At 70.6% G+C, this 20,111-nt stretch carries 14 protein-coding genes and 2 pseudogenes; 9 read left to right on the forward strand and 7 right to left on the reverse strand.

Annotated elements, in window-relative coordinates; all coding sequences use genetic code 11:
- A pseudogene (locus O145_RS18715) lies at window positions 1-215 on the forward strand (IS1634 family transposase); the annotation flags it as partial.
- A gap of 203 nt (window positions 216-418) precedes the next feature.
- Here O145_RS18715 and O145_RS13395 read toward each other — a convergent pair.
- Both O145_RS13395 and O145_RS13400 read right to left on the reverse strand, forming a co-directional pair.
- A complete protein-coding gene (locus tag O145_RS13395) occupies window positions 419-2,341 on the reverse strand; it encodes a glycoside hydrolase domain-containing protein (protein ID WP_273167566.1) in 1,923 nt (640 codons plus the stop codon).
- Between the two features lie 901 nt (window positions 2,342-3,242).
- Complete coding sequence (locus tag O145_RS13400; RefSeq protein ID WP_043563865.1) at window positions 3,243-3,947, reverse strand: response regulator; 705 nt, start codon at window positions 3,945-3,947, stop codon at window positions 3,243-3,245.
- A 449-nt stretch (window positions 3,948-4,396) separates the two neighbouring features.
- Between O145_RS13400 and O145_RS13405 the strand changes: the two genes are divergently transcribed.
- From O145_RS13405 to O145_RS13440, 8 genes are all read left to right on the forward strand, one after another.
- Window positions 4,397-5,773 carry a YcaO-like family protein gene (locus O145_RS13405; RefSeq protein ID WP_043563867.1) on the forward strand — a complete coding sequence of 459 codons (1,377 nt, stop codon included), beginning with the start codon at window positions 4,397-4,399 and terminating at the stop codon, window positions 5,771-5,773.
- Window positions 5,774-5,795: 22 nt separating this feature from the next.
- Entirely contained in the window at window positions 5,796-6,458 is a 663-nt protein-coding gene (locus tag O145_RS13410; RefSeq protein WP_052375173.1) for a TOMM precursor leader peptide-binding protein, read from the forward strand.
- Between the two features lie 84 nt (window positions 6,459-6,542).
- Window positions 6,543-8,624, forward strand: coding sequence for a TOMM precursor leader peptide-binding protein (locus O145_RS13415; protein ID WP_043563877.1), 2,082 nt, complete (start codon window positions 6,543-6,545; stop codon window positions 8,622-8,624).
- A complete protein-coding gene (locus O145_RS13420; RefSeq protein WP_043563868.1) occupies window positions 8,614-9,360 on the forward strand; it encodes a hypothetical protein in 747 nt (248 codons plus the stop codon). Before O145_RS13415 ends, O145_RS13420 begins: the two co-directional genes overlap by 11 nt.
- A 210-nt stretch (window positions 9,361-9,570) precedes the next feature.
- Window positions 9,571-9,786 (forward strand): hypothetical protein, encoded by a 216-nt coding sequence (locus tag O145_RS18365; RefSeq protein ID WP_043563870.1) that lies wholly within the window; start codon window positions 9,571-9,573, stop codon window positions 9,784-9,786.
- Window positions 9,783-10,973, forward strand: a complete 1,191-nt coding sequence (locus O145_RS13430) for a PqqD family protein (RefSeq protein ID WP_229118576.1) — start codon at window positions 9,783-9,785, stop codon at window positions 10,971-10,973. Before O145_RS18365 ends, O145_RS13430 begins: the two co-directional genes overlap by 4 nt.
- The gene (locus O145_RS13435; protein WP_229118577.1) at window positions 10,970-13,819 is read left to right on the forward strand and encodes a lantibiotic dehydratase family protein; all 2,850 of its coding nucleotides are present in this window, start codon (window positions 10,970-10,972) and stop codon (window positions 13,817-13,819) included. Before O145_RS13430 ends, O145_RS13435 begins: the two co-directional genes overlap by 4 nt.
- Before the next feature lie 233 nt (window positions 13,820-14,052).
- Entirely contained in the window at window positions 14,053-14,871 is an 819-nt protein-coding gene (locus O145_RS13440) for a lantibiotic dehydratase C-terminal domain-containing protein (RefSeq protein WP_043563872.1), read from the forward strand.
- A gap of 136 nt (window positions 14,872-15,007) precedes the next feature.
- Here the strand turns inward: O145_RS13440 and purB are convergent, their stop codons facing one another.
- From purB to O145_RS20030, 5 genes and pseudogenes are all read right to left on the reverse strand, one after another.
- Window positions 15,008-16,453, reverse strand: coding sequence for an adenylosuccinate lyase (gene purB, locus O145_RS13445; protein ID WP_043563874.1), 1,446 nt, complete (start codon window positions 16,451-16,453; stop codon window positions 15,008-15,010).
- Between the two features lie 550 nt (window positions 16,454-17,003).
- Window positions 17,004-17,624 carry an SMI1/KNR4 family protein gene (locus tag O145_RS13450; protein ID WP_052375177.1) on the reverse strand — a complete coding sequence of 207 codons (621 nt, stop codon included), beginning with the start codon at window positions 17,622-17,624 and terminating at the stop codon, window positions 17,004-17,006.
- A gap of 101 nt (window positions 17,625-17,725) precedes the next feature.
- Complete coding sequence (locus O145_RS13455; RefSeq protein ID WP_169740363.1) at window positions 17,726-18,469, reverse strand: Imm5 family immunity protein; 744 nt, start codon at window positions 18,467-18,469, stop codon at window positions 17,726-17,728.
- A gap of 176 nt (window positions 18,470-18,645) precedes the next feature.
- The gene (locus O145_RS13460) at window positions 18,646-19,260 is read right to left on the reverse strand and encodes an Imm5 family immunity protein (protein ID WP_169740364.1); all 615 of its coding nucleotides are present in this window, start codon (window positions 19,258-19,260) and stop codon (window positions 18,646-18,648) included.
- 81 nt (window positions 19,261-19,341) lie between these two features.
- Window positions 19,342-19,611: pseudogene (locus O145_RS20030) on the reverse strand (hypothetical protein); the annotation flags it as partial.
- Window positions 19,612-20,111 lie beyond the last annotated feature (500 nt).

A 20,111-nucleotide genomic window follows, 5' to 3' on the forward strand; every position in this document is an offset into this window, starting at 1 on the left:
AGGCGCACCTGACCGTGGTGATGGCCGCCCTGGCCGTAGCCCGCTACCTCCAGGACGCCACCGGGATCAGCATCGCCAGGATCGTGCGCGAGCTACGCAGCCTGCAGGAGGTCACCATCAACCTCAACGGCCACCACCTCGCAGCCGCACCGCGTCTGACCGACGCCGCTAACGACATCCTCACCGCCCTGAGCACCCCACCCCCGGCACACTAAGCGTCATGAGTCAGGTGTACTACAACCCGATCCCCTGACGACCTGCGGGGCGGGACCCGGCTTCTTGTTCGGGTCCCGCCCCGCCTCCTCGGCGTGAATGCTATCGGTGCGGCAGTGAGAGGAATGCTGCATAGGCGCGCGCGAGCACCTCTGCCTCCTGCTCGGAGGGGAGGCGCTTCGCGTGCGCTGCGTCTAAGAGTTTTTCAGGGTGCAGCCAATATTTTTTTGAGTCCCAAGGCGTCGATGCCGTCGGCAACCTTCTTAAAGGCTGTCACGACATTGTCTGCGCGTGACCCGAAGCGCTCACGGTAGAAGCGTCCGATACGATGGGTCTCGCTCTGCTTGAACACGTCGCGCATCGCATTCGTCAGTGCGTTGCTTGAGGGATTGTGTATCATATTTCTGGCGATAAGCCAGGCGTCCGCATCGGCGAGCACGTCCTTGTATCCGAATCCTTTTCCTTCGTGCATGCTTCCGAGATGCTTCTCAAGCCAGGCGGCAAGGTCGGAGCTGTCGTCCTCTCGCTCATATGCGCCCCAGATTTGCAGTAGGTCGAGCGGCCAGCCTCCCAGGTCCCCCAGCCCGTACTCTTTGTTGTCCTCCTCGATGCCCCACTCCAGGCAGCCCACCGCCGTGGCCGCCATGTGCGCGATATCGCGATTCGGAATCAGTCCCTTGATCGCCGGCTGCTTCTTGCAGACGCCATTGCATATCTGTCGTGCTGACTCAAGCTCTGAGGGACTGGGAATCTCCGGGGTGTAAAGGCGCCAAAGACCGCCGTACTTGTCTCCCCAGTACTCGGGCTTCCTGAGCCACTCGAGAATGAATTCGCCGATGGATCCTCGGCAGGCCCTTATGGGGTGTGATGCCTTGCCCAGGCTCTCCAGGCACTCGCGCTCCGTCTTCTTCGACCACGCAAGCAGAGGATCCTCCTCCGGTTTCGCGGGGTCGGGGTCCGGATAAGGTGTTGCCGATGATGAGGACAGAACGCTGCTGCAGGCCGCAACTCGACCTGCGTGGGCGACGCGGTCAAGATCCCATTTTCCTGCGTAGTTGCTGATCTCGGCGAACTGGTCGTAGTTCCAGTTGGCGGGGATCGGGTAGCCTAGGTTTCCCGAGAACCCGGATGACATGTCTGAGACGAAGCTCGATATGGTGTGCCCGTGTTTCGCGATCTTGCTGCAGGTATTACGCGAGGCGTATACTCCCACCCCGTAGCCGCCGCCCAGGTTCTCCTTGATCGCTCTGAAGTACGGCTCGATGACCTGGTCTATCTGGTACTCGTATACGTCCATGTCGACGGCGAAGTAGATCACCGTCGGCGGGATTCTCAGACGGTGCGCGGCCGCCTGGGCCTCGCGGGCGTGGCGCGCTCCATTCTCGAACGTGAAGTCGGACAGCTGGCGAGAGTTCTCCTGGAAGATCGGAAAATATTTCAGTCCTCCCCCGGTGATGCGCTCGAGCTCGCCGGGACGAATCGCCTTGAAATAGTCCCCGGGCTGTTTCGACGCTTGATCCGGCTCGGTGAGATAGCGTCCCACGATCTGGTACTTACTCGTCTTCAGGTGCGCGAGGAGCTCACTGGTGACCTCGAAACGGGTGTCGCACGCGTCACAGGGGCGATCCGGATCTCCTTTTGACGTCATCAGGCTCATCCACGTGGTCGGGTCGATCTTACCGTTGCGAGGGAGGGCGTAGTCTTTCTGGAACTGATCGAGGCCGGCGTCGGTCGCCCCGTGCCAGTCCTGGGTGATCTGGACGGGGTATCCGTTGCAGACGAGCAGGACTGAGGCGAGCCACACCCACTTCGGGTAGGTGGGGGCGTTCGCGGCGTCGATCTCCACGAGCTTGGATCGGGTGCCGGTGCCGAAATTACCTGTGGCCTTGTCCGGACTATATCCCTCGATTGCCTGCAGGGTTTTAATGAGTGCCGTGTTCATCTCCCGTCCGTACAGGCCGTCCGTCGGGATGATCCCCACGTATGCGCGGTATTCCCGGTTGAGCTTCTGCTGGGTATCCCGAATGCTCTGAATGCCGCCGTAACGCGCTAGCAGCACGAACTGATCCATAGACAGGAGGGCTCTCATGATATCTACGGTGACGGTGGAGTCGCCGCCGATGCCCATGTCCGCCTTGAGGTCGCGGATCGCATTACCCGTACCGGCATAGAAATGAGTGGTGATACTGCTCCCTGTGGAGTACCCCTTGCACCACAACGCTCCTTGTATAATGCCGTATACATTTGAGGTAGTCTTATCCCCCTGCTTCTGCTGCTGGATTCCGGACGGCCAGCGGGACTGAAAGCGCGACTGGGTGCCAGGGCCGAAGTTGTCCGCCGTCGCGGTGATGCCCAGTTCTATCTATCTGAAGCGCGCGGGTCAGGGCGTGGATGGTGCCCCGTCCGGTCTCCCCGTCCTCCTTGATGGGGTTGAATCCGGTTTTATTGCGGTATGTGCGATTCAGTCACTGCTGAGTCTGCAGGACCATTTGGTCACTCATGGCGCCTTCCTGGCTGGACGCTGTTCACGAACGGGAGTCACGCCCTCACTCGGAGTAGGGGCGGGACGCTTCCGAATCCATTGTCCACCGGTCGCCGCCGTATCGAAAGACCCTCAACGGGGGCAGGTGGCGGAGGCGGGTGCTTCCCCTGCTTCTTGGCGAGTGGTGTGCCGGTGGGACCGTGCGCCGGTGGGGCGGATGGCGCACCGGGCGAACCCGAGGCGGCGTTGGAGGGCTGATGGAGGCTCGGCGGTGGGCGCCCGCCGAGCTCTCTGGACCGATCTCGAGCCGGAAGTGAACTGATCTCGGCGCGGAACTGGACCGATCTCGGTAAGGGGGGGGCGGGGTGGCGGGGCCCGGGCGGACCTGGAATCGGGCCGACACCCGGGCGCGCCACGGCTACAGTGATCCGCCGGACCCGAGCCCCGCCCCGGAGGGCCGACGCCCGGGGGCGCCCGCGCGCCGCACTTACAGGGTGGGGCGGTAGCGGAGATCGATGCGCTGTCACTGGACGCCTGCGCGCCGCACCTACGGGGTGGGGGCCCGGCCGGAGGGCGCGCACCTGAGGGCGGGGGCGTAGCCGTGCCTGAAGGCCCACACGACGATCTCGAGGCGGGACCGCGTTTTCGTCTTGGTGAACAGCACGGAGACGTGCGACTTGACCGTGGCCTCGGAGATGGACAGCTGCGAGGCGATCCTCCGGTTGGAGGCACCCTCGCACAGCATGTGGAGGACGTCGCGCTCCCGGTTGGACAGGGCGACGCTGCCGTCCTCGGCGTGTGCGGAGGCCAGCACGTAGTCGATCAGGCGCGCGGTCGACATCGGGGCGACGACCTTCGCCCCGGAGTGCACGGTGCGGACCGCAGAGAGGATCTCCTCGGCGGGCGTGCTCTTGAGCAGGAAGCCGCTGGCGCCCGCGCTCAGGCCCGTGATGAGGCTGTCGTCGGTGTCGACGGTGGTCAGCAGGATGACGCCGGTGCTGGGGGAGACCCGCAGCACCTCCCGCGCTATCTGCGCGCCGTCCATGGTCTCCATGTGGATGTCGGTGATGAAGATGTCCACCCGGTTCGACTCGAGGAACTTCAGCAGCTGGTCTGCCCGACGGGTTGCGAGCAGGATCCGGATGTCCTCCGCCTGGGCGAAGTAGGACTCCAGACAGGACAGCGCCATCGCGTCGTCGTCGAGGAGAGCGACGCCGATGCGTTCGGGACCAAGGGAAGTCAGGGGACTCATACGTCTCCTCGTGAGGTAACCGGCACGAGCCGCGGTCGCAGGCGTCCGCGGCGTCTGGGAGGTAACGATAATATTACGATTCAGAGCATCTGAGCACTACGGCTTGACGGTGTTGAGCGGGTGTGGATTGGGTGGTGCCACCGGGTGTCGTGCCCGGCCTCGATCGGCCCGACGTCGTTGCAGACGCGCTCGAAGCGCCGGTCTTATAGGTGCCACCTCAAGCCCGTGGTTGAACTCATAGGTTCGGGCGTATCCGACATTCTTCCTTCCGGGGTGCGTCGAAGGAATGAGCGAGGCCTTCAACCGGACGGTGCGCGCCCCTCCGAAAAGAGACGCCACAGTATCCCGATGACCGGTTTGCACGTCCGCGACGCCGGTGCAAACTCTTCCCAACAACAGCGCGTCCCTGACGATGCGCTTGCCCTGTTCTCATCTCGGAAGGCCGATCCGTGTACCGATCCGCGCTCAAGGAGCCAATCGCTCCTTCGCTGGCCCGTGCGGCGTCTCTTGAGTCGCCGGTCGGCCTGGTCTCCCGCACCGCGGAGCTGGCCCAGGCCCCTGGGGAGCCGGCCTTCTCGATCTGGACCGGCTTCCTCGGCGACCTCTCCGCGCCGCTGCGCTCGCAGACCACCTGGAACCACCGGGTCGAGTCCGGCAACATCGACGGTGCCGGCGGTGCCATCGACGCCGACCTCGCCAGGCACATCGCGATCGTGGAGTCCCTGGAGCGCTACTCCTCCTGCTCGTGGGAGGCCGAGGAGCTGATCTGGGACACCCCGGCCGGCCTCGGCGACGCCGCCATCGGACCGGAGCGCTGGCCCGCATGCTCGCCCACGGAGCTGGCCGACCCGCAGTGCGGGCTCATCCCCTCCGACCCCAGGATCCCGCTGCGCTGGGTGCGGGGCTGGTCCCTGACCCGGGGCCGCGAGGTCTTCGTGCCGGCCGTCCTGGTCTACCTCAAGTTCCCGGTGCGCAGCCCGTCGGAGCGCTTCATCAACATGGTCTCCACCGGCACGGCCGCCCACTCCGACCTGCGCGAGGCCGTCCTCGGCGGCCTGCTGGAGGTCGTCGAGCGCGACGCCATCGCCCTGACCTGGTTGCAGAGGCTGCGCCTGCCCGAGGTCGTGGTGGATCCCGCCGACCTCGACCCCGAGGCCGCCGAGTACCACCGGGTCGGCACCTCCACCGAGCTGACGGTCCACCTGCGCGACGCCACCACCGACTACGGCATCCCGATCCTCTACGCCGTCCAGACCTCCGAGGTCGACACCGAGCTGGCCCAGGTGGTGGCGGCCACCTGCGACCTCGACCCGCAGCGGGCCCTGGCCAAGATCCACCGCGAGCTCGTCTCGCTGCGCATCGCCTTGCGCAGCCACGCCCGCAGCCCGCGAGCCAAGGAGGTCACCGGCCAGGACATGACGGTGGTCGGCGGCGCCCTGGCCGACGCCGCCCCCTCCATGCGCCACGTCTTCGACTTCCTCCTGGAGGGCCCCCGGCCCGCGCGCCGGCTGGCCGACGTCGGCCGCTCCGAGCTCCGCAGCACCCGCGGGCCGTCCGCCGGATCGGCCGCCGACCCGCTGGCCCGGGTCGTCTCCGCGCTGGAGCGGGCCGGGTCGGAGGCCGTCGTCGTCGATATCACCACCGACGAGGCCCGCCAGGTCGGGATGCACGTGGTCAAGGCCCTCGTCCCCGAGGCCGTGCCCCTGTCCTTCAGCCACCACGCCCGCTACCTCGCCACCCCCCGCCTCTACGACGCTCCCCGCGCCATGGGCCTGACCGCCCACGACGAGGCCGGCATCAACCCCGTCCGCCAGCCCTTCGCCTGACCCGCACCCGCAGGAGACCCACATGAGCACCAGCACCGCCAGCACCGCCGCGCAGCGGCCGGTGACGGCCTACCTGCCGCAGGGGCGCTTCGGGCACGCCGTCGTCGAGCGCCTCGCCGGGCCGCAGGACGCCGTCCTGCCCGTCGATCACGGCCTGGTCTACGCCTCGGTCCCGTACGCCGACCGGCTCGTCATGGTCGCCGACGCCGACCGGACCGCCCTGCGCGAGGCCCTGGACGAGGTGTCCTTCACCCGCTCCGTGCCCTCCCTGGGCCTGGAGCTGACCCCCACCGAGCTGCGCTGCGGGCCCCTGGTCGTGCCCGGCCGCACGGCCTGCTACAGCTGCTGCGCCAGGCGCCGCCGGCAGCACGGCTACCGCCCGCTTCCCGACGACGTCGAGCCGCTGCCCCAGGGCTACGCCCGCCACCACGTGGTCATCGCCGCCGGGCTGGTGGCGCTCGCCCTGAGTACTCTGGCCGCCCCGGCGGCCGGGGCCGGGAGCGGCGGAGCCGACAACGACAGTGAGCTCGGCGGCCAGGTGTGGACGGTCGACCTCGTGTCCGGCCTGACCTCCCTGGCCCGGACCGTGGCCACCGACCGCTGCCGGACCTGCTCCGGGCGCTACGCGGCCCGGCGCGACGGCGTGCCCGCGCTCGCCGCGCTCCTGCCGGAGAGGGTGATCTGAGTGGCCACCGACACCGGTACGCGCGCCGCCGGCGCCGCGGCCCAGGCCGCCGAGCCGGGCTCCGCGGCCCCCGCGGCCCAGGGGATGAGGGCCGCCGACGTGGGCCGCGCCGCCCGCCAGGACCTCCAGTTCCGCATCCCCCGCAGGCCCGTGGTCCGGCGCGGGGTGCGCATGCGCCGCGAGGACGACACCTGGGTGCTCGACGGCGGGCGCAAGAGCCAGGTCCTGGGCGGGGCCTTCGCCCGCGACCACCTGGGCGCCCTGCTGGAGGCCTGCGACGGCAGCCGCACGCTCGACCAGATCGGCGAGACCACGGGCATCGGCCCGAACGGCGCCTTCGAGGCCGTCTCCCTGCTGTGGACCGGCGGCATCGTCGAGGAGGGCGACACCGATCCGCTTCCCGACCCGCAGCCCGCCCCGGAGCTGGCCTGCCTGCTGTCGCGCCTGGGCGACTCCACCGGCGTCAACGACTCCTGGCAGGACGCCGTCCGCCGCCTGTCGGCCGCCCGGGTGGCGGTGATGGGCGACGCCGACCTGGCCGGCGAGCTCGTCGGGGCCCTGGACCCCACGCTGGGGGCCCGCGCGGCCGGTGCCGAGGAGGGCGACACCCTCGCCGTCGTCGTCGAGACTGCCGGCTCCGGAGCGGCGCGCGGCGCGGCCGAGCGCTGCTGGGCCCTCGGCGTCCCCCTGCTGCGGGTGCGGGCCGAGCACGAGGCGGTGACGGTCGGCCCGTACATCGACCCGAGCTTCTCGCCCTGCCTGGAGTGCGCCACCGCCGGTGAGCCCGGAGCGGGGACGACGCCGGGGCCGAGCCGCCGCGACCTCGCCGTCGGCCTGGCGGCCCGGGCGGTGGCCGCGCTCATCGCCCGCGCCACCACCACTCACCTGCCGGGCGACTCCCGCCGCATCGACCTGGAGACCTTCACTCACACCGACCATCCGGTGACCACCCGCCCGGGCTGCCCCGTCTGCTCGGTGGCGGGCCGGCCGGGGGCGCCGGACGGGGCCCGTGAGCTGGACGGGGCCGAGGAGCCGGGCGGTGGCCACGAGTCGGGCGGCTCTGCAGGGGCGGCCGAGCCGCCGGTGCCGGTCGCGCCCACCGCCCCGGTCGGGGCCCGCTACGAGCAGGCCGTGGCCATCCCGCCGGCCGCCTTCGTGGACTCCAAGGGGCACCAGCAGCACTACAAGCCCTCCAACCTGCGCCTTCAGCGCGAGTTCCGCGACTGGCCCACATGCCCGCGCACGCCGCTGCCGGACGCCGACCTGGAGCGCCTGGAGAGGCCGTGGCCGGTCGGGGCCGGGCAGGGGGCGAGTGCCGCCATGCCGGGCTCGAACGGGTCCGACGGCGGCGCGGGCGCACCGGCCGGCGCCGCGGGCCGGGTCGGCGATCCGGGCGCGTCAGCGGAGGGCGCGGCCCCGGGCCTGTCCGCCGGGCGGCCGACGCTCGCCGAGCTCGCCACCGTGCTGGCCCTGGCGGTCGGCGTGCGCGAGCCGCTGCGCCCGCAGCCGCAGGGCGCGGAGCCCTCTGCCGACGCCCCGAAGCTGCGCCGGTGGACGGCGGCCGGCGGCAATATCGGCTCGGTCACCGCCTACGTCCTCGTGCCCGGCGGCGCCCCCGCCGCTGCCGGCGTCGGCTCCGACACCGGGCTTGCCGCCGGAGCCGGGGCTTCCGCCGAGACCGCCGGAGCCGGGCCCGCCGGGGCCACCGCCGCTGCCAGGCCCGCCGGCTCCGCCGACGGCGCCGATGCTGCCGCCGGAGCCGACCCGTCGGCGCCGCTCGCCCCGGGCGTCTACACATACATCGAGCGCGACCACGCCCTGGCCCAGGTGGCGCCGCCGCCCGAGGCGCCCGCGGTGCCCGACGGCGCGGGGGCGCGGCTCGTCCTGACCGGCAACGTGGACAAGCTCTCCAAGAAGTACATGTCCTTCGGCCTGCGGCTCGCGGTCCAGGACTGCGGGTGCTCCCTGGAGGTGGTCCGGCTCGTCGCCCGCTGCCTGGGCCTGCCCCTGCGGGCCCGCGCCCGCTGGGACGAGCGCGAGCTGGCCGCCGCCATCGGCGCCGACCCGCGCCGCGAGCCGGTCGTCGCCGTCGTTGACCTGGGGGCCCCGGGAGACTCGCAGGTCCCGGCAGGCTCGGGAGACTCGGGAGGTCGCCATGCGCACTGACTACACGATCCTGCGCGAGATCGTCGAGGGCTTCTCGGACCCGCAGGCCGCGCCGACCTCCGACGGCCTGGCCGCGCGGCGCCCGCGCCGGCCGCTGGCCTGCGAGCTCGCCGACGCCCTCGACCCGCGGGAGGGCGGGCCCCACCCGCACGGTTCCCCCGGCTACCCGCACGACCTGCGCCAGACCTTCGAGCGGCGCTCCTCGACCACCGACTACGCGCCCGAGCCCCTGGACGCCGCGCCTCTCCTGGCTGACGTACGGGCCGCCCTGGTCGAGGACGCCGAGGACTGGGGCGAGGACGCCGGCGTCGGCTCCCTGGAGCCCTTCGTCCTGCTGCTGCGGCCTCGCGGCGGGCGCCCGGGCGTCTACCGGGTGCGGCCCGACGGCGTCGATCTTCTGGGCGACCCGCCGAGCCCGGAGGAGATCGAGGGCATGACCGTGCAGAAGGAGTTCGCCCGTGCCGGGGCCATCGTCTCGGTGGCCGCCGACCTCGACCAGGCCGACGCGTGGGCCGGCGCCCACGGCTACCGCCACGCCATGGCGCGCGCCGCCGCCGTCATCTACTCGGTGCACCTGCGCAGCGCGGCCCGCGGCCTGACCGGCACCGTCTTCGCGGGCCTGTCGCCCTCGGCCGTGCGCCACCTGCTCGACTCCGACGGGGTGAGCCGCCACCAGATGCTCGCCGTCACCATAGCCGCCCCGGCCGCCCCGGCCCGCGCCGCGCCGTCGCCCTGAGCCGGACGGCGGCCCCACAGACGCCCCGCGCCGCGGGGTGAGGGGCCCGGTCCGTGCAGAGGACCGGACCCCTCGATGAGGCCCACGGGCCTCGCTCCTGACCAGTGACACGAACCAGAAAGGAGGTGAACAGCATATGGCTAACATCGACCTCACACTCACCGACAGCGACTTCGGTGTGGAGGAGCTCCCCGAGGGCAACGCCCTGGGATGCGCCTTCTGCGGTGCGTGCGCGTCGTGCCCGTCCTGCGCGGCCTGCTCGTCGTGCCCGTCCTGCGCGGCCTGCTCCTCGTGCCCGTCCTGCGCCGCGTGCGCCTCGACGTCGTCCTGCTGACGCCGTCACGACGGCGGGCGGGGGCGCCATGCCCTCCGCCCGCCGCCGCCCACGCCACCGCGAACCGACTTGAGGGAGTCCTGACCCGATGACCATGACGACGAGCCCGGCGAGGACGCCGGGCGGCGACGTCCCGCGCCTGCGCCGAGGGGTGACGCTGATCGTCGGGATGGACGACCAGCCGATGCTGTTCGACTCGACGTCCGGCGCCTACCACCGCCTCGGGAAGGCCGCCGCCTTCATCGTCAACCAGTTCGACGGGTCGCGCTCGCTTCCCACCATTATCGACCAGCTCCCGCAGCAGATCGACGACGCCGGCAGGCAGCGCATCACCCGCCTCGTGGAGTACCTGCGCTCCAAGAGCCTCCTGGAGGGCGGCGCCCCTCCCCGGGTCGTGCCGCAGGAGCGCGTCCGCAAGCGCGCCGACGGCCGCCACGTCGCGCCCCCGCACGTCGGCAAGCACGAGCAGATCCACCCGCCCCGCTGGAGCGGCAACTGGATGCTGCCGCGGTTCATGCTGATCCGCAGCTACCGCCGGGCGGTCGCCCCCGTGGCGGCGGCGCTCCACCACCTGCCGGCGCGCACGCTCGGCTGGCTGTTCGTCCTCGCAGCGGCGGGCGGCTACGCCGCAGGCGTGGAGAGCCTCATCCACCTGTCCGGCGGCCCCCGTCCGGCCGTATCCGTCTACTTCATCGCGGTCGCCATCCAGCTGGTGAGCATTGTCGGGCACGAGTCCTGGCACGCGATCGTGGCCGGCTACCTGGGGACCCCCGTGCGCGGCCTGGGGGTGGCCTTCATGTTCTGGGTGCTGCCGATCGCCTACGTGGACCGTACCGACTCCTACCGGGTGCGCTCGAAGCTCGGCCGCGCCATGCTCGCCTTCGCGGGCATCTGCTCCGACGGCGTCGTGTGCGGCGTCGAGGCGGCGGTGGCCGCGGCGTCCACGGGCACCGTGCGGCAGGTGGCCCTGACCCTGTGCGCCTTCCAGCTCACCATGCTCGTCACCAACCTCAACCCCCTCACCCAGTCCGACGGCGTGGCCACGGTCGAGGCCCTGACCGGCTCGGTCAACCTGCGCGGGCGCTCCATGCTGGTCCTGCGCTGCGCCCTCACGCGCACCCCGCTGCCCCCGGCGCTGGCCCGCATGCGGCTGGCCGCGCGCGGGGGATACTTCCTCTACGGCCTGGCCTGCGCGCTGCTGAGCGTGGTCGGCACCGTGTTCGGCGTCATCTGGCTGGGCTTCATGGTGGTGGGCATTGTGAGAGGAGTGCTCGCATGACACGCATCGACTCCGGGGCCGGCGCTCAGGCGGCCGGGTGGGCCGGGCCTCCGACGCCAGTCGGCCTGGCCGGTTCTGCGGCGGTCCGCAGCGCCATATCGGGTTCGGCGGGCTCCGCGCCGCCCCCGTCCGACCCCGCGGCTGCCCGTGCGACCGGGCAGGCTCCGCCCGGCCCCGCGGCGGCCCCGGCCGCGCCCGGGCGCTCGCCCGCCCCGGCGGGACTCGCGGCTACGGCCGGCCCGCCCGGCCCGGCGACGGCAGCGCAGGACGGACCCGCCGTGGCTCCGGCGTCGGCCGGCCCCACGGCGGCGCCGGCCGCGCTGCTCCCCGCGCTCGCGCGCCTGGGCGGCCTGCCGGAGTCGGCGGTTCCCGCACCCGAGGACGCCCTCATCGGGGCCCTGGACCGGCTGCGCCGCCTTGAGAAGGACATGGCGCGGGCCGGTGACCGGCTGCTCGACCCCCTGTACCGACTCATCCCCGACCTGGAGCGCGATGAGCGGCGGGCGGTCCTGCACGCCAAGCGCAGAGTGTTCCAGGGGCGCGTCAGCGGCCTGACGCCGCGGGTGCGGGGGAGCCTGCCCGCCGACGTCGGCGCCATGCTCTCCGCCTGGGACGACCTGGTCGCCCAGCGGCACGCGGAGCACGCGCGCCTGGAGGCGGCGGTGACCGCGGACCTGGACCGCAGCCGTGCCGTGCTGGCGGCCGGGCTCGACGACGCCGACTACCTGCGCGCCGTGGCGATCGCCGCCCCGGCGCTGGTGGCGGCGCTGACCAGGCGCGGGCGCAGGCTCGACGACTCCCGCGTGCTGCGGACCCTCTACTCCCTGGCGACCCGCACGGCCCTGAAGGCCAGCCCCTTCGCCGGCCTGACCACCGTCAGCGAGGCCGGCAGGCCTGCTCGCGGACGCCGCCGCTGCACGGTGGCGCTCCACCTGGCCCACGGGATCCTCTCCACGACGGCGCGCGACCTCGATCCCGACGGCCTCCTGCGCCTGGAGGCCGCCCCCGTCAGGGACGTCGTCGGCCCCGACGAGGGGGAAGGGGAGCCGACGCTCGCCGTCGTTGCCGAGCACGACTACGCCGACGGCCTGGTCTTCCGGCGCGAGGAGGTTCAGCCGGCCCGGTGGCTCGCCGTCGCCCATGACCGGTTGACCGGCGGGCGGTCCGACGCGGCGCCGGTGAGCGTGAGTGAGGCCGCCGGGCTCGTGGGCGGGCGGGCGCCGCACCTGCGCCTGCGCCGCCTGCTCGCCTCCGGGGCCGTGCGCCCCCACGCTCCGTGGCCGCGCGGCGAGGACCCCTTCCCCGCCCTGACGGCCACGCTGTCGGACGCGCAGCGGCGCGCCTGGGGCGAGGACCTTGAAAGGCTGCAGCGGCTCGGGAGGATCGTCGCGGTCGAGGACGGGCCGGGGCGGGCGGAGCTGCTCACCGACGTCCAGCGGCTGGCACGGCGCATCTTCCCCGACGGCGAGCTGGGGGGAAGGCCGAGCGGCCTGCTCTACGAGGACTGCGAGTCGCGGGGGCAGTGGGCTGACCCGATGGAGGTAGCGGGCCTGCGCCACGACATCGAGACCCTGGCCGGTCTCGTGGACCCGTGGGTGACCCGCTCCCACATCTACGACCTCATGGTGCGCCGGTACGTCGCCCGCTACGGGCGCGGCGGGGTGTGCGAGGACCCGCTCGCCTTCGTCATGGCCCTGGCGCACGCCCCCGACGGCGACTCGGAGATGCTGGGCGCGGCTGCGCAGGACATGAGCGCAGGGCCGGACCCCGAGCGCGCGGCCATGCCCGGCGGCGTCTCGGCCTCGCCGCGGCACATGGGCGCCTACCTTCAGCCGGTCGGCGGCCCGGAGGCGCTCGGGGCCGGGCCGGGGGCCCCGGGGGCGAGCGCGGCCCTTGGAGCGCCGGGCGCACCCTCCAGGGCGCCGGGCGCAGGGCCGGGGGCGTCGCGGGCCTCCCAGGGCCTGACGGTGGTCAACGCCTTCACCAACGGCAACGGCGCCCTTCAGGCCCGCTTCCACCGGCTGCTGGGACGCGGCTACCGCGCGCGTCTGGCGCAGGGGATCCGCGCCGCCTGGGGAGTCGAGCGGGTGCTGGAGATCCAGGCGGCCACCGACTGCAACACCGCTCAGGCCGCCTCCTGCGGCGTCCTGACCCCGCTCGGCCTGCCCGGCGAGCCCGCGGCGCCGGACGCCGTCGCCCTGAGCTCGCTGCGGCTCGCCCACGACCCGCGCACCGACACGCTGTTCCTGGCCGACGCCCATGGGCCGGTGGGGCTGGCCTACCTCGGGCTCATTCCGCAGTACCGGCTCGGCGGGTACCTGTCCTGGCTGGTCCTGCTGAGCGACCCGTGGGCGCGCCTGGCGCCCCTGGCGGACCACTGGAACAGCCGTCGTCTTGAGATGACCGGCCCGCTGCCCGATGCGGCGGTTCACGCCCCGCGCGTCACCCACGGGCGTCTGGTCACCCGCCGGGAGTCCTGGACCTTCCCGGCCGGTCAGGTGACCGGGCTGCTGGACCGCGACCTGGCGGCGACCCTGCTGAGGGTGGCGGACCTGCGCGAGCAGTGGGGTATCCCGGCGGAGGTCTACGTCCACCAGCACCTGGGCGCCCGGGCCGAGCCCGGCGCCACCGCCGACGAGCACAAGCCTCGGTACGTGGACCTGCGCTCGCCGGTGTCCTTGCTGGCGCTGCGCGGCTGGATCGACTCGGCCGCCGAGCACCTGAGCCTGGTCGAGGCGCTGCCGGCCAGGGACGAGCTGGCGGGTACTACGCCTGCCGGTGAGCCGACCGTACTGGAGTACCTGGTTGGCGTGCAGTGGCCCAAGAGCGAGGGGGACGTGCGGTGACGGCGGTGCGGGAGCGGGACGACGTCGGCGGGGGACCGACTGCCGGGGGTGTGGCGGGCGGTTCGGAGACCACGGCGGCCGCGGTTGGCCCGGGTGCGGGGCTTGCCGGGGCCGGGAGCGGGAGCGGCCTGGGCGCAGGGCAGACCGGGGCTTCGACAGGCCCGGGCCCGGCCGAGGACCACCCGGCCGCCGCGGTTGGCCCAGGAGCAGCCGAGGACCGGCAGGTCGACTGGTTGTACGCGCGCATCTACTGCGGTGGCGGGGACGACACGGATGCGCTGCTGCCCGGGATTGCGCGGTGGGTCGATGAGGCCCGCGCCGACTGGCCGATCCTCTCCATGCACTTCCTGCGCTTCATCGACCTGCGCGGTCACCACGTGCGGCTGCGGCTGCAGGCCGACCCGGATGCGCTGGACGAGCTCTCCGAGCGCCTCGACGTCCTGGACGCCACCGCGCGACGGGCGCGGGTGCGCGTGCTCGAGCGCCTCGTCCCCGACCCGATGACCGCCGCCGGCGGCACCGACGGGCGGGCCGGCGTGGCGTGCTCGGTGTACGGGCCCGAGTACGACAAGTACGGCGGCCCGGCGGGAGTGGAGGAGGCCGAGCGGCACTTCGACGTCTCCAGCCGCTGGTGCCTGGACAACCGGGTGTGGACGGCGCCCCGCCCGCTGCCCAGGGTCGCCCTGGCGGCCCGCTTCCTGGCGCACGCGGCCGCCGTCGGGGTGCTGCCGCCGGCCGAGCTGCTGGGCGCCCACCTGCGCACGTGGGGGTCGCGGCTCCCCGAGCGTCTGCGCGACGGCGCCGCGCTCGGCGCTGTGGTGCGGCAGGTGCTCGGGTGCCGCCTGGAGGAGGTGCCGGGATGGGCGCGTGCCGACGAGCTGACCGGGCGGCTGGCCGACGACGCCGGTCGCACCGTGCGCCGGATCGGTGCGGGCCCCGGCGGGCGCCGGGCGCTGGACGTGCTGCACATGGACGCCAACCGCTTCGGCGTCAACCCCGCTGAGGAGTGCGTCGCCGGGGTGTGCGCCCGCTACCTGCTGGGTGCGGGCTGAAGGCGCGTCGGGGTGTGCCGGCCTTGTGCTGCTCCTGCTCCCCGGCGTCGAGATAGACATTTTCGTATGAGGTAGACGGTGACACCGTCTACCTCATACGAAAATGTCTATCTCGACGCAGGTGGGGCGCCGCGCGTCAGTCGTCCAGGTGCGCGACCAGCTGCTCGGCCAGCCCCGTGTAGGCCGCGGGGGTCAGGGCCAGCAGCCGGCCCTCGACGTCGTCGGGCATGCCCAGGCCGGAGATGAACTCGCGCATGGCCTCCGGCGTGATCCGCCGCCCACGCGTGAGCTCCCTGAGCCGCTCGTAGGGGTCGGCCATGCCCCTCGCCCCGGCCACGGCGGCCGCCCGCATAGCCTGCTGCACCGGCTCGCCCAGCACCTCCCAGGCGGCGTCGAGGTCCTCGGCCAGGCGCGCCCGGTCGACGTCGAGCCCGGCCAGGCCGCGGCGGATGTTGTCAATGGCCAGCAGCGAGTGCCCCAGGGCCACCCCGATATTGCGCTGCGTGGTGGAGTCGGTCAGGTCCCGCTGGAGGCGCGAGGTCACCAGGGTGGCCGCCAGCGTGTCCAGCAGGGCGCAGGAGATCTCCAGGTTCGCCTCCCCGTTCTCGAAGCGGATCGGGTTGACCTTGTGCGGCATGGTCGATGAGCCGGTGGAGCCCTGGGCGCTCAGGCGCTGGCGGAAGTAGCCCAAGGAGATGTAGGTCCAGGCGTCGGTGGCCAGGTTGTGGGCGATGCGGTTGAAGCGGGCGATGTCGGAGTAGAGCTCGGCCTGCCAGTCGTGGGACTCGATCTGGGTGGTCAGCGGGTTCCAGGTCAGCCCCAGGCGCTCCACGAAGCCGCGGGCCACCGCCTCCCAGTCGACCCCGGGCACGGCCACGACGTGCGCCCCGAAGGTGCCGGTCGCCCCGTTGATCTTGCCCAGGTACTCGGCGCCCTCCACGCGGCGCACCTGGCGGCGCAGGCGGTGGGCGAGGACGGCGAGCTCCTTGCCGAGCGTGGTGGGCGTGGCGCTCTGGCCGTGGGTGCGCGAGAGCATTGGGATGCCCGCCTGCCCGCGGGCGAGTGCGGCCAGGTCGGCCACGAGCCCGCGGGCGGCCGGCAGCCAGATCTCCTGCACGGCGGCGCGCACGGTCAGGGCGTAGGCGAGGTTGTTGATGTCCTCGGAGGTGCAGAAGATGTGGACGATCTCGCCCACGCCCGGCAGGACGGTGGGGGCGCCGTCGGCGGCCCGGACGCCGGGGGCCTGGGCGGCGGCGTCCAGGCGGCGCTTGAGCAGGTACTCCACGGCTTTGACGTCGTGGCGGGTGACGGCCTCGATCTCGGCCAGCTCGGCGATCTCCTCGGCCCCGAAGCCCTCGACGACGCCGCGCAGGTAGGCCTTCTCGGAGTCGCTCAGCCCGGGCGCGCCAGGCAGGACGCCGAGGTCGGTCAGGTGGATGAGCCACTCAACCTCGACCCGCAGGCGGGCCCGGTTGAGGGCGGCCTCGGACAGGTGGTTGACGAGCGGGGCGGCCACCGCGCGGTAGCGGCCGTCAAGGGGGCCCAGGGCGATGGCGGGGGACACGGCGGAGAGGTCGACCATGCGCTCATTGTGGCAGGCCGACGGCGGTGCCCGCGGAGGGGAGGGTCTGTTGGTGGTATCCGCGGCGGGTTGGGCCGGTGCTTGCGATGCGCGCCCTCGGGGCGGCTTGTCTACAATATAATATATGGTCCAATATGGCCGGAATTAAACAAAATGGCATTCTGAGGCAGCTGCTGCGGGATTCCTGGTTGGTGTTTGCGGAGAATCTCGCATGAGGATTGCCTCGTGCAGGTCGACATGACGGATGAGGAGCGGGGCATCCTCATCAGGTGGAGGAAGCGCTCGGACGCTCTGCAAGCCGGCGGGGACTGAGGGCGGAGGCAATTCTGTACACTGCCTGTGGCGTCGGCCTGGTATTACCGCGGAGATGGTCGAGCGGGCCGAGGAGACGGTACGCGAATGGCTGTCGCAGTGGCGGCAGGCCAGGCTGAGCTCCGTGGTAACCGGTCACGCCGTGGGCGAGAACGAGGCAAAACTCAAGAGAGCTCGCAAGCAGGTTAGTGACGGCAAGACCTGACGCAGCAGCAGTAAGCTCTGTCCCGCCTGCGCATTACGTTCTTTCGGCGGCGGAGCGCGGGAGGATGATCACGCCGTCGTCGTACGGGTTGTCGCCGAGAACTGCGTGGATTACACCGTCGGGCTTCGGGCCGTCCTTCTCCCGGATGTCCTCAATGTCAAGCTTGTTGTACTCGAGCATGGACAGGTAGTACTCCAGGAAGTCCTTGTACCGGTCCATGACCTCACCTCCCCACCATGCGACGGCGCCTTCTGCGGGGGTACCGGGGCGCCCGAGAAGGGCCACGTCGTTCTGGGTCTCTGAGGCCGCCACGGTGAAGTAGTCGGCAGCTACGACACCATCTATAGCCATGGACTCCACGCACTCGGGCAGATCCAGGGGGATTCGCCCGGCATCGTACAACGGTCCACCCAGAAGGTCGTCGGTGGAGAAGATCGTCATGTCCTGGTAGAAGCACGGCCAGCCGTTGGAGGCCAGCAGGAAACCGCGGTAGGACTCCGGCAGGCGGAAGCCCAGGGTCTCCTCGGTGCGCGCCACCTCCTCCTCCGTGGCCCGCACATGAGGCAGGGCGTAGTCCCAGATGCCCTTCCAGTCCGCTTTCATGCGCTCCTGGGTCACTTTCCACCCCAGGCCGATATAGTCAGGCCACGTCATCCACTGCTCGCCATCAAACCCGGTTACCTTCGCATGCGGTTGAAACGACTTATATGTCACCAGAGCCACCGATTCCTGATCCCCCAGGTCTGGTGATTCCGTCAGCTGACGACGACGGATAAGGCGGTAGGACCAACTGCGGTACGCTGACGTCTGGTCCCGCCACCTTGGCGGAAAGAACGAACTCGACAGCAAAGAACCGCACCAGTCAGGCTCCTACCAGTAGATCTGCTGGCCAGCACCTGCGGGATCGCCTCATCCAGGTACCACGTCCAGAACGCCCGACGAGCCGGCACGTTGGTCTTCTCAATCGGCTGCCAGTTCAACGCACCAGCAGCAGCACCCGAGCAGCTGTAACTGGTCTCAAGAGAATCCGGAAGCAGCTCATCATCATCTGTGTCGTCATCATCCACAGTATCGTAGTCGGGATTACGATGACAGGCTGAACTTGCTGTGTGCGAGGCCGCATCGGCAACGAAGACCGCGGGCTGGGTGATGACGTTGTAGTCATCCACCTCATCGAAGACGTCCATCACAAAAGTCTTCGCACGTCGTTCGGCTTGGCGCACATCCACCTGCTGGTTGATGAGTTCCTGTGCGAGGGTGAGCATCTCCTCGACCCTGCCGTCGCCGGGGAAGGCCCGGCCCCAGAGATGCTGCACGTGACGCACACATGTCATCTTCAGCTCGATCCGGTGTCGGTATGAGGCCTCGTCGTCCTGTGGGTCCAGCATGGTCTTCCAGATCTGCTTGCGGGTCGCCAGGGTCAGGATCGCCTTGTCGCTGGCGGCCAGCTCAGCCCGCCCGGCCTCGATCTCTCGATTCACTGCATCCATGTTGATCATGGGCCCTATTCTCCTCCGTGCGCCGCGCCCGGAGAAGCCCGACCACCAACGGTACTCATCTCGGCGGTCGGCCCAGCCCAATGCGACGGCGGCTCAAGGATCCAGGCAGATGCCCGTGCTCACAGGAACCCTGCCGCCCCAGCCGTGATCCCTACGGGCACTTCCCCCTGTGGGCGTCAGCCGGCCAGCACCTGCGGGATCGCCTCATCCAGGTACCACGTCCAGAACGCCCGACGAGCCGGCACATCCGTCTCCTCAATCGACATCCAGTTCAGGGCGTGGGCCGCAGCTCCAGCGCAGCAGTAACTTGAGTCCAAAGAGTCTGGAAGCAACTCATCGTCATCCGTTTCGTCGTCTGCAATATTGTAATCAGGATTGCGATAGCATGCTGAAATCACCGCATGTGAGACTCCTTCAGCAACAAGGGTGGCTGTCTTTGCGGCAAAATCTGCCTCTGTCGTCTCGTTGAGTACATGAACAAGAAAACTCTCTGCGCGAATCTGTGATTGCTTTGGATCGGCCTGCTGGTCGATGAGCTCCTGTGCCAGGGTGAGCATCTCCTCAACCCGGTTGTCTCCTGGGAAGGCGCTGTCCCAGAAGTGTTGGACGTGGCGTACGCAAGCCAACTGCAGCTCGATCCGGTGCCGGTATGACGTTTCGTCGTCCTGGGGGTCCAGCATTGCTTTCCAGATCCGCCTGCGGGTTCCTAGGGTCAGGATCGCCTTGTCGCTGGCGGCAAGTTCAGCACGACCGGCCTCGACCCGACGGTTGACTGCTTCCATGTCTATCATAAACGCATCCTCCTTCATTGTCCTTCAGTACAGTTTGAGTGGTTTGCGGAGACAGTGCCGACTGATTCCTTTCCGGCGATATCATGACTTTGTTACTGTGCCGTCGGGGTAGAATATCCATGTCCCGTCCGGGTCGGTGACGTACCAGCATCTTCCCTCGTGCTGGGCGAGCCTGGTGAAGTAGCCCTGACAGTCATCACAAACTTCCTTGGACACGCCGATGGCCGGCTCCTTGGCCGTGATCGACTCCTGCCGCTCCGCGTGCGAAGCATAATAACGCCCCGGCTCTCCGTGATCAAGCCCACCGGCGCGTTTGACGGGGTGGCCGATCTCCTCCTGCTTGGCGAGGACCTCATCGACATTGGGCTTCTGGAAACCTTTTGGACGATTTTGATCCCATCCGCTGAGAGACTGGGTATGGTCTAACGAAGTCGTCTTGTCTTTATTTCTGCCCGTTTTGGTAAGCTATCCTTGGCGTTTTGTGCGCGTTGCTGGGCTTCCTGGGAGCGTCTGGTCATCTCGGGGTCGGGGGTCTTGTCCCCGCCGGTGGTCCCGTGTCCGGTGCCTCCTGCGCCGCCGTCGCCTGCGCCTCCGTGTCCTTTGCCGCCTCCGGTGCCTTTACCGCCGCCTGTGCCGCTGTTGTGGCCGGTTCCTGTGCCTCGGCCGCCGCGCGCTCCGTGCGTGCTCCTGCTGGCGCCTCTGGCGCCTCTGGTGCCGCCGGCTGCGGCGGTGGCCAGGGCAGGCTGCCCGGCCAGGGAGGCCGGGGCCGTGCTCGGTGGTGGTGGCCAGGTCGTCGATGGCGGTCCTGGCCCGCCGGAACAGGTCACCGAGGTTGGAGGATGTGGTCACCA

The sequence above is a fragment of the Actinomyces israelii DSM 43320 genome (genome assembly GCF_000711965.1).
GTDB lineage: Bacteria > Actinomycetota > Actinomycetes > Actinomycetales > Actinomycetaceae > Actinomyces > Actinomyces israelii.